Origin of the sequence: Ligilactobacillus aviarius, assembly GCF_001654615.1 — a bacterium.
Taxonomy (GTDB): Bacteria; Bacillota; Bacilli; order Lactobacillales; family Lactobacillaceae; genus Ligilactobacillus; species Ligilactobacillus aviarius_B.
The window spans coordinates 20,918-29,459 of sequence record NZ_LWUD01000010.1; the positions used below are offsets into that span (position 1 = coordinate 20,918).

General features: G+C 41.9%; 13 protein-coding genes and 1 other annotated feature. All 13 genes read left to right on the forward strand.

The genetic code is table 11. From position 1 onward, the window contains the following. Positions 1–48: 48 nt before the first annotated feature. The 13 genes from cysS to rplL all read left to right on the forward strand — a co-directional run bounded on the left by cysS (position 49) and on the right by rplL (position 8,374). Positions 49–1,455, forward strand: a complete 1,407-nt coding sequence (gene cysS, locus A3O17_RS02275; protein ID WP_064208598.1) for a cysteine--tRNA ligase — start codon at positions 49–51, stop codon at positions 1,453–1,455. Beyond that, positions 1,455–1,868, forward strand: a complete 414-nt coding sequence (locus tag A3O17_RS02280) for a Mini-ribonuclease 3 (protein WP_086427368.1) — start codon at positions 1,455–1,457, stop codon at positions 1,866–1,868. The genes cysS and A3O17_RS02280 overlap by 1 nt, the downstream gene beginning before the upstream one ends. Positions 1,869–1,878: 10 nt before the next feature. Then, a complete protein-coding gene (gene rlmB / locus A3O17_RS02285; RefSeq protein WP_064208616.1) occupies positions 1,879–2,601 on the forward strand; it encodes a 23S rRNA (guanosine(2251)-2'-O)-methyltransferase RlmB in 723 nt (240 codons plus the stop codon). Positions 2,602–2,604: 3 nt separating this feature from the next. Further along, positions 2,605–3,126, forward strand: a complete 522-nt coding sequence (locus A3O17_RS02290) for an NYN domain-containing protein (protein ID WP_064208597.1) — start codon at positions 2,605–2,607, stop codon at positions 3,124–3,126. Positions 3,127–3,185: 59 nt separating this feature from the next. Continuing rightward, on the forward strand, positions 3,186–3,338 hold the full coding sequence (rpmG, locus tag A3O17_RS02295; RefSeq protein ID WP_057826791.1) for a 50S ribosomal protein L33: 153 nt from the start codon (positions 3,186–3,188) through the stop codon (positions 3,336–3,338). Positions 3,339–3,351: 13 nt separating this feature from the next. Beyond that, a complete protein-coding gene (secE, locus tag A3O17_RS02300; protein WP_057826790.1) occupies positions 3,352–3,516 on the forward strand; it encodes a preprotein translocase subunit SecE in 165 nt (54 codons plus the stop codon). A gap of 112 nt (positions 3,517–3,628) precedes the next feature. Continuing rightward, positions 3,629–4,180 (forward strand): transcription termination/antitermination protein NusG, encoded by a 552-nt coding sequence (gene nusG / locus A3O17_RS02305; RefSeq protein WP_057826789.1) that lies wholly within the window; start codon positions 3,629–3,631, stop codon positions 4,178–4,180. Between the two features lie 88 nt (positions 4,181–4,268). Next, positions 4,269–4,994: an alpha/beta fold hydrolase gene (locus A3O17_RS02310; protein WP_064208596.1), complete on the forward strand. Its 726-nt coding sequence runs from the start codon at positions 4,269–4,271 to the stop codon at positions 4,992–4,994. Positions 4,995–5,022: 28 nt separating this feature from the next. After that, positions 5,023–5,907: a ribose/proton symporter RbsU gene (gene rbsU / locus A3O17_RS02315; protein ID WP_064208595.1), complete on the forward strand. Its 885-nt coding sequence runs from the start codon at positions 5,023–5,025 to the stop codon at positions 5,905–5,907. Positions 5,908–6,044: 137 nt separating this feature from the next. Continuing rightward, positions 6,045–6,470 carry a 50S ribosomal protein L11 gene (gene rplK / locus A3O17_RS02320; protein WP_057826786.1) on the forward strand — a complete coding sequence of 142 codons (426 nt, stop codon included), beginning with the start codon at positions 6,045–6,047 and terminating at the stop codon, positions 6,468–6,470. A 99-nt stretch (positions 6,471–6,569) separates the two neighbouring features. Then, complete coding sequence (rplA, locus tag A3O17_RS02325; protein ID WP_064208594.1) at positions 6,570–7,265, forward strand: 50S ribosomal protein L1; 696 nt, start codon at positions 6,570–6,572, stop codon at positions 7,263–7,265. A gap of 41 nt (positions 7,266–7,306) precedes the next feature. Further along, positions 7,307–7,422: a sequence feature (ribosomal protein L10 leader region), on the forward strand. Positions 7,423–7,444: 22 nt separating this feature from the next. After that, entirely contained in the window at positions 7,445–7,966 is a 522-nt protein-coding gene (gene rplJ / locus A3O17_RS02330; protein ID WP_064208593.1) for a 50S ribosomal protein L10, read from the forward strand. Positions 7,967–8,005: 39 nt separating this feature from the next. Further along, positions 8,006–8,374: a 50S ribosomal protein L7/L12 gene (gene rplL / locus A3O17_RS02335; protein ID WP_057826783.1), complete on the forward strand. Its 369-nt coding sequence runs from the start codon at positions 8,006–8,008 to the stop codon at positions 8,372–8,374. Positions 8,375–8,542 lie beyond the last annotated feature (168 nt).

The window sequence follows — 8,542 nt, forward strand, 5'->3', positions numbered from 1 at the left end:
AAAAGAGGGCGGACGTTGGTCACCCTCTTTTGTGTACAGGAGAGCAAAATGCAGATTTACAATACATTAACTAATCAAAAAGAAGAATTTAAGCCGATCCACCCGGGGAAGGTCATGATGTATGTTTGTGGGCCAACCGTTTACAATTATATTCATATCGGCAATGCCCGGAGCGTGGTTGCGTTTGATACTGTTCGCCGGTATTTAGAATATAAGGGATTTGACGTTCAGTACGTTTCAAACTTTACGGATGTTGATGATAAGCTGATCAAGGCAAGTCAGGAAACCGGGATGACAGTTCCTGAATTAGCGGATAAATATATCAAAGCATTTTACGAAGATATTGATGCGTTAAACGTTCAACGGGCAACGTTAAATCCGCGCGTAATGGAAAATATGGATGACATCATTACGTTTATTAACGAATTGGTTCAAAAAGGCGCTGCCTATGCGGTTGACGGCGATGTGTACTTCAAGACCCGCGAGTTTAAGACTTACGGGGAACTTTCAGGTCAGGCGATCAATGACCTTGAACAGGGAGCAAGCGAACGGGTAACGGATGAAGAACAGGCTAAAAAGCACGATCCGCTTGACTTCGCTCTTTGGAAAAAGGCCAAACCGGGTGAAATTGCCTGGGATTCACCGTGGGGAAAGGGCCGTCCCGGATGGCACATTGAATGCTCGGTGATGGCAACTAAGTATCTGGAAGATACGATCGATATTCACGCTGGCGGGGTGGACCTTGAATTCCCGCATCATGAAAACGAAATTGCTCAAAGTGAATCTAAGACAGGGCATAAATTTGTTAATTACTGGATGCATAACGGATTCGTAACGATTGGCAAGGAAAATGAAAAGATGAGCAAATCACTTGGAAACTTTGTCACGGTTCATGATCTGGTAAAGAAGGTCGATCCGCAAGTGATTCGGTTCTTTATGGCAACAACGCATTATCGGCGGCCAATTCAATATACGGAAGAAAACCTGGCCGAAGCCAAGACGAACCTTGAAAAGTTGACAACGGCTTATCGGAATCTTGATTACCGGATGAAGGATGCCAGTGAAATTTCAGCTGATGAAGCGGTTCAACGTCAATTTGAACAATTAGTCAGCGACTTTGAAAAGGCAATGGACGATGACTTTAACGTTCAAAATGCAATGACTTCGCTTTATGAATTTGCAAAATTAATGAACGTTTATGCTGAAAAGGAGCAGGTTTCAAAGGAACTTGCCAAGGCAATGTTGACGAAGTTTGAAGCATTGACCCAGATTATTGGAATCAAGATGCCCAAGCAGGAATTATTGGACGAAGAAATTGAAAAGCTGATTCAAGAACGAACCGAAGCCCGGGCAAATAAGGACTATGCCCGCAGTGATGAAATTCGAGATGAATTGAAGTGCCAGGGAATCATTCTTGAAGATACTGCGCAAGGAACACGGTGGAGAAGAGAATAATGGCAATTGCAGATTATAATCAGATGAACGGAATCGCGCTCGCTTATATCGGCGACGCAATTTATGAAGTGTATGTCCGGCAGCATTTGCTTCAAAAGGGACTTACCAAACCAACTAAGTTGCACCATATTGCAACCCGGTATGTTTCGGCCAAGGCCCAAGCGTTTTTAGTCGGACGAATGGAAGATCAGCACCTTCTGACAGAAGAAGAACAAGAGTATTTTAAGCGCGGCCGGAATGCGAAAAGTCATACATCAGCCAAAAATACGTCGGTAATGACTTATCGCATCTCAACGGGGTTTGAAGCCCTTTTTGGCTACTTATATTTAAGTGAACAAAAGGACCGGTTGGATGAAATTGCAGCATGGTGTATTAAAACGGTTGAGGAGGAAAATTTAAGTGGCTCAAAGTAATACAAATGACATGGTGATCGGACGGCACCCGGCAATGGCAGCCCTCAAGTCGGGCCAGACGATCAATAAGGTTTTTGTCCAGGTAGGATCAAACTCAGATGCCATCGCTGAGATCGTGACCCGGGCAAAACAAAAGGGAATCATTGTTTCCCAAGTTCCGAAAACCAAGCTGGATCAACTGAGTAATAATCAAAATCACCAGGGTGTTGTTTTAACGGTTTCACCATTTGAATATGCAACGGTTGATGATTTATTTGCGCGGGCTGCCAAGCGCAATGAGGATCCGCTTTTCTTGATTCTTGATGGGATCGAAGACCCGCACAATTTAGGATCGATTTTACGGACGGCGGATGCGGCCGGCATTCATGGAATTATTATTCCTAAGCGGCGGGCGGTTCAATTGACGTCAACGGTTGCGAAGACTTCGACCGGCGCCATTGAATACGTTCCGGTAGCGCGGGTTACCAATTTAGTTCAAACCGTAAAGCAGTTAAAGGAACGGGGAGTATGGGTCTTTGGAACGGATATGAAAGGCCAAGATTTCCGGAAGTGGAGTGCCAAGGGACCAACGGCAATGGTCATTGGAAATGAAGGAAAAGGAATTTCACCGCTTTTGAAAAAGGAATGTGATGAAATGCTGACGATTCCGATGGTAGGACATGTTCAAAGTTTAAACGCCAGTGTTGCTGCCAGTCTATTGATGTATCAAGCATTTTCATCGCGAGGAGAATAACCGATGAAAAAGCGGATTTTGATTGTGGATGCCTATAATATGATTGGCAACTGGCCGCAGCTTGATAAGTTAAAAAAGGCCGACCGGCTAGAGGATGCACGGGATCAGTTATTGAAAGTTCTTTCGAATTACCGGAAACAAATGGACATGGAAATCATCGTTGTCTTTGATGCAATGTACGTTCCGGGACTTTCAAAAAGCTATCAACAATATGACCTAACGATCATTTGGACGGATGAAGGACAGACCGCTGACAGTTATATTGAATCGTTGGCTGGAAAACTTCTTTCACCATTGACGCAGGTAACAGTCGCCACCAGTGATCAGGCGGAACAATGGACGATCTTTTCACAAGGAGCTCTTCGGAAACCGGCGTGGGAATTATATCAGGACATTAAACATGCCCGGCGAAAAGTCAGTGAGGCAACGAAAAATTATCAAATTCAGTCAACGGTTCGAAAAAGTCCGTGGGATGATCAGCAGTTGGAAAAACTTGCCCAATTGCGGGATGAACTTTCAGAATAAGTTGACACGTGCGAAGAATTAATTGTATAGTTATCTTGAGATTTTAGAAGGAGAGAATTATGTCTTCAAAACGTAAAATTGCATTAGCTTGTTCAGTTTGCGGTTCACGGAACTATACGATCACTGAGAATCCGAACCGGACTGAACGCCTTGAAGTAAAGAAATTCTGTAAATATTGTAATAAACATACTCTTCACCGAGAAACGAAATAAAGGAGCGAGAACGTTGAAATTTTTTAAAGAAGTTATTCAAACAATGAAGGATACAACGTGGGAAAATGCACGTGAAACCCGGAAAGATACATCAACGGTTGTTACAATGTCAATTCTCTTGATTATCTTTTTTGCAGTCATTGACGCTGCGGTTCAAGGTTTGATTTCCTTTATCTAGTCAAACGCAGAAAAGTTTGTTATACTAACGTTAGTTGAAAAACCTTCGCTTTGCGAGGTTTTTTTATTTTGCTTTGAAATTAAATGAATTAATGATGAATGGAAGGATCACAATGGCAGAAACATCAGAAAAAAAGTGGTATGTTTTGCACACATACTCTGGATATGAAAACAAGGTCAAGACCAACCTTGAATCTCGTGCCCAATCAATGGGAATGGAAGACTACATTTTTCGGGTAGTTGTTCCGGAAGAAGAAAAGCATGAAACAACCAAGACGGGGAAAGAAAAGGTCGAAACGTTAAAGACTTTCCCTGGCTATGTGTTAGTTGAAATGGTAATGACTGACCAATCATGGTATGTTGTTCGGAATACTCCAGGGGTTACCGGATTTGTTGGTTCTCACGGTTCAGGAAGCAAGCCAGCCCCATTATTGGACTCAGAAATCCAAACGATTTTACATGGTCTTGGAATGAGTACGCGGCATCAAGACTTTAAGGTCAACGTGGGTGATTCCGTTGCAATTATCGATGGACCATTTAAGGGTCAAGTAATCAAGGTAACGGAAGTTGACGGCGAAAAGATGAAGATCAAAGGAAACATCTTAATGATGGGCCACGAAACAAACGTTGAAGTCGGCTTTGATGAAATCGACAAGATCGTTTAATTTGAGATTCAGTTTTAAGATTAACTATAATGGGTGAGGTTGCGGAAACAACCTCATTTTTATTAAGGAATAGAAAGAATTGATAAAAATGCGAGTTCAAGAACCAACGCTTTTCATTCACGGTTATTCGGGAACGTATTTTTCTTTTCGCAAGATGCTGAAACGGTTTGCGAAGAACCATTGGGGAGAAAATTCATGCGTGGCGATCATTTCGCGAACGGGCCATATTTATTTTTGGGGACGGCCGCGTTCATTGATTCAGGTTTTATTTTTAGAAAACCGCGAAAATGTTGCCCATCAAGTTAAATGGATTTGGAAACTATTGAACCAGTTAAAGACGAATTATGGGATTTCGCATGTGAACCTGGTTGCCCATTCGATGGGATGTGTATCGGTTTTAATGTATTTGAATCAATATGGATATGATGGACGGAATTCGAAGGTCAAACGGGTGGTTACGATCGGCGCTCCGTTTAATGACCTTGAAGTCGGTAAGCGAACCCCATACATTGAAGACCATCCGTTAACAACAACGGGGCCGGTTGAAATGTCGCCCCTTTACCGGTGGATGAAAGCTAATAACATTGGGATGCCCGCAGACATTCGTTTCCTAAACATTGCGGGAAATTTACAGGATGGAACATTTTCAGACGGACAAGTTTCAGTTAACTCGGCGCTTTCGCTGCGTTATTTGGTTAGGGATGTTCGGCGGCAATATCAAGAATATATTATTCATGGAAAACAGGCTGAGCATAGCCTTTTGCATGAAAACGAACAGGTCGATCAAATTATCGGCAAGTTCTTGACCCACTAATAAAAGAATTGAAATGGAGTGAGCTTCAATGAAGTTAGTTGCAATTTTAATTGGATTAGGACCGTTGATTGGATGGGGAATCTATCCGACAATTGCATCCAAATTTGGCGGCAAACCTGTAAATCAAATTCTCGGATCAACGATTGGAACGTTGATCTTTGCAATCGTTTATAATCAAATTGAACATTTAGGGTTTCCTCAAGGCAAAGATTTGTTACTGGCAATTCTTTCAGGAATTGGATGGGCAGTGGCGCAAGTGATTACCTTTTATTCATTTACGTTGATCGGCTCTTCAAGGGCAATGCCGGTTACAACAGCTTTTCAACTTTTAGGAGCTTCGCTTTGGGGCGTCGTTGCGCTTGGCGATTGGCCGACAATGATCGATAAAGTTGTTGGCTTTGTTGCTTTGGCGGTAATTATTCTCGGTGCTTGGATGACGGTTTGGAGTGAGCATAAAACAAAGGAAGATAGCAATTCTTTGCGTAAAGCAGTTATTGTTTTACTGATTGGTGAAATTGGATATTGGGCTTACTCAGCCGCTCCGCAAGCAGCAAGCATTAACGGCAAGCAAGCTTTCTTACCGCAAGCAATTGGAATGGTAATCGTCGGAGTGATTTATGGAATCATTACTTTGGCCCGGAAACAGGGCAATCCGTTTGCTCAAAAAGTAACGTATAAGCAAATTATTTCAGGATTTTTCTTTGCGTTTGCGGCCCTTACATATTTAATTTCGGCACAGCCAAATATGAATGGACTGGCAACCGGCTTTATCTTATCGCAGACATCTGTTGTTTTAGCAACGTTAACCGGAATCTGGTTTTTGGGACAGAAGAAAACGCATCGTGAAATGGCAGTTACAGTTGGTGGTTTGGTTTTGATCATCGCTGCGGCTGCGATTACAGTCATTGTTTAAAAGCAGAAGTTTCAGTGCAGACCATTGCACTGAAACTTTTTTTGTGGTATATTCTAAAAGTATGTTTTACACATACTTAGTGGGAGGTCAAATCTGAATGGCCATCCGAACCACACACGGAAGAGGAGGTTTTTACCGTGGCAAAGAATGTAGTAAACGTAGTTAAGTTACAAATTCCTGCTGGAAAAGCAACTCCAGCTCCTCCTGTAGGTCCAGCTTTAGGACAAGCAGGTATCAACATTATGGGATTCACAAAGGAATTTAATGCACGGACAGCTGACCAAGCTGGCATGATTATTCCTGTTGTTATCAATGTATATGAAGACCGTTCATTCGACTTCATTACAAAGACACCACCTGCTTCAGTATTACTTAAGAAGGCTGCTGGTGTACAAAAAGGCTCAGGCGAACCTAACACAAAGAAGGTCGCAACAGTTACAAAAGACCAAGTTAAGGAAATCGCTGAAACAAAGATGCAAGATCTAAACGCTGCAGACGTTGAAGCTGCTATGCGCATGATTGAAGGTACTGCACGGAGCATGGGCTTTGTTGTTAAGGACTAAGCATAATTAACATGCTTCCCAGTCGGACACTTTGCGAAAGTAAAGATGTCAAGTGGGAGGTTTATCCGATGACCACATTTTGCAAGGAGGAAAACACTAATGGCTAAAAAGAAAAGCAAGAAATATTTAGAAGCTGCAAAGCAAATTGAAGCTGACAAGAGCTACACATCAGAAGAAGCCCTTGAATTAGTTAAGAAGATTGACTTTGCTAACTTTGATGCAACTGTTGAAGCTGCATTTAACTTAAACCTTGATACAAAGCAAGCTGACCAACAATTACGGGGCGCAATGGTTTTACCAAATGGTACAGGTAAAGACCAAAAAGTTATCGTATTTGCTAAGGGTCCAAAGGCTCAAGAAGCTAAGGATGCCGGTGCAGATGTTGTTGGTGACGACGACTTGGCACAACGGATCCAAGATGGCTGGTTAGACTTTGACGTTGCAATCGCAACCCCAGACATGATGGCCCAAGTAGGTCGTTTAGGTCGGGTTCTTGGTCCTAAAGGCTTAATGCCAAACCCAAAGACTGGTACAGTTACAATGGATGTTAAGAAGGCTGTTACAGACGCTAAGTCAGGTCAAGTAACATACCGGACAGACCGTGACGGTAACGTTCACGTTCCAGTTGGTAAGGTTTCATTTGATGCTAAAGCATTAAACGAAAACTTCATGGCAATTTACGAAGTAATTGCGAAGGCTCGTCCAGCTGCTGTTAAGGGAACATACATCAAGCACTTATCAGTTGCTTCAACATTCGGACCAAGTGTTACAATTGACGTTAACACTCTTAAATAAAAAAGTAATTGACCGGTAAAACCGGTTATGATAAACTAAAAAAGTTGATAATAGTTCTACCTAAGACTCAGGTGGTGCAAGCCTCAAAATCCTGCCGAGGAGAATACGGTTCTTTCTCTATGTCTTAGTGTAGACATAGAGTTTTTTATTACTCTAATCTACAACTAGGAGGTGAAAACATGGTTAAAGAAATTATCGCTAAGAAGGCTGCGATCGTTGACGAAGTTGCTGACAAGTTCAAAAACTCAGTATCAAATGTTGTTGTTGACTATCGTGGTTTAACTGTTGAAGAAGTTACAGACTTACGTAAACAATTACGTGAAGCCGGAGTTGAAATGCGCGTTATTAAGAACACATACTTAAAGCGTGCCGTAGCTAAGGCTGAAATTGAAGGCTTAGATGACGTATTTGCAGGTCCAACAGCTGTTTGCTTCTCTGAAGAAGATGTTACAGCTCCAGCACGGATTTTGGTTAAGTTTGCTGAAGATCACGAAAACCTTGAAATCAAGGGTGGCATGATCGAAGGTAAGGTTTCATCATTAGACGAAATCAACGCTTTATCAAAACTTCCAGACCGCGAAGGTTTGCTTTCAATGTTACTCTCTGTATTACAAGCACCAGTTCGCAACTTTGCATATGCTGTTAAGGCTGTTGCAGACAGCAAGGACGAAGGTGCTGACGCAGAAGCAGATGCAGAATAATTAATTAAAAATAATTTTTAAATTTCGGAGGAAAATAAAATGGCATTAGATACAGAAAAGATCATTGCTGACTTAAAAGAAGCTAGCATTCTTGAATTAAACGACTTAGTAAAAGCTATCGAAGATGAATTTGGTGTTTCAGCTGCTGCTCCAGTTGCTGCTGCAGGTGCTGCAGGTGCAGACGGCGCTGCTGAAAAGTCAGAATTCGACGTTGAATTAACAGACGCAGGTTCAGCTAAGGTTAAGGTAATCAAGGCTGTTAAGGACATTACAGGTCTTGGCTTGAAAGATGCTAAGGGCTTAGTTGATGACGCTCCTTCAGTAATCAAGGAAGGCGTTGCTAAGGACGAAGCAGAAGACATGAAGGCTAAACTTGAAGAAGTTGGCGCAAAGGTTACTCTTAAATAATTAAGAGCGTGTCTTCAAGGAGGATGGATTTCCATCCTCCTTTTTTTGTTGGAATTTTTAAAAATAGTTTTTAATTCAGAAGAGATTTCTCCTTTTTCCTTTTATCAAAAACGAACTTATTATATTATTTTAATTAGGACTGTTTAAGATTAAGCGTAATGGTATTAA

Bases quoted from the DNA above. Each gene is read 5' to 3' on its own strand.
- cysS (WP_064208598.1), top strand. From the start codon at position 49: ATGCAGATTTACAATACATTAACTAATCAAAAAGAAGAATTTAAGCCG.
- A3O17_RS02280 (WP_086427368.1), top strand. From the start codon at position 1,455: ATGGCAATTGCAGATTATAATCAGATGAACGGAATCGCGCTCGCTTAT.
- rlmB (WP_064208616.1), top strand. From the start codon at position 1,879: ATGGTGATCGGACGGCACCCGGCAATGGCAGCCCTCAAGTCGGGCCAG.
- A3O17_RS02290 (WP_064208597.1), top strand. From the start codon at position 2,605: ATGAAAAAGCGGATTTTGATTGTGGATGCCTATAATATGATTGGCAAC.
- rpmG (WP_057826791.1), top strand. From the start codon at position 3,186: ATGTCTTCAAAACGTAAAATTGCATTAGCTTGTTCAGTTTGCGGTTCA.
- nusG (WP_057826789.1), top strand. From the start codon at position 3,629: ATGGCAGAAACATCAGAAAAAAAGTGGTATGTTTTGCACACATACTCT.
- A3O17_RS02310 (WP_064208596.1), top strand. From the start codon at position 4,269: ATGCGAGTTCAAGAACCAACGCTTTTCATTCACGGTTATTCGGGAACG.
- rbsU (WP_064208595.1), top strand. From the start codon at position 5,023: ATGAAGTTAGTTGCAATTTTAATTGGATTAGGACCGTTGATTGGATGG.
- rplA (WP_064208594.1), top strand. From the start codon at position 6,570: ATGGCTAAAAAGAAAAGCAAGAAATATTTAGAAGCTGCAAAGCAAATT.
- rplJ (WP_064208593.1), top strand. From the start codon at position 7,445: ATGGTTAAAGAAATTATCGCTAAGAAGGCTGCGATCGTTGACGAAGTT.
- rplL (WP_057826783.1), top strand. From the start codon at position 8,006: ATGGCATTAGATACAGAAAAGATCATTGCTGACTTAAAAGAAGCTAGC.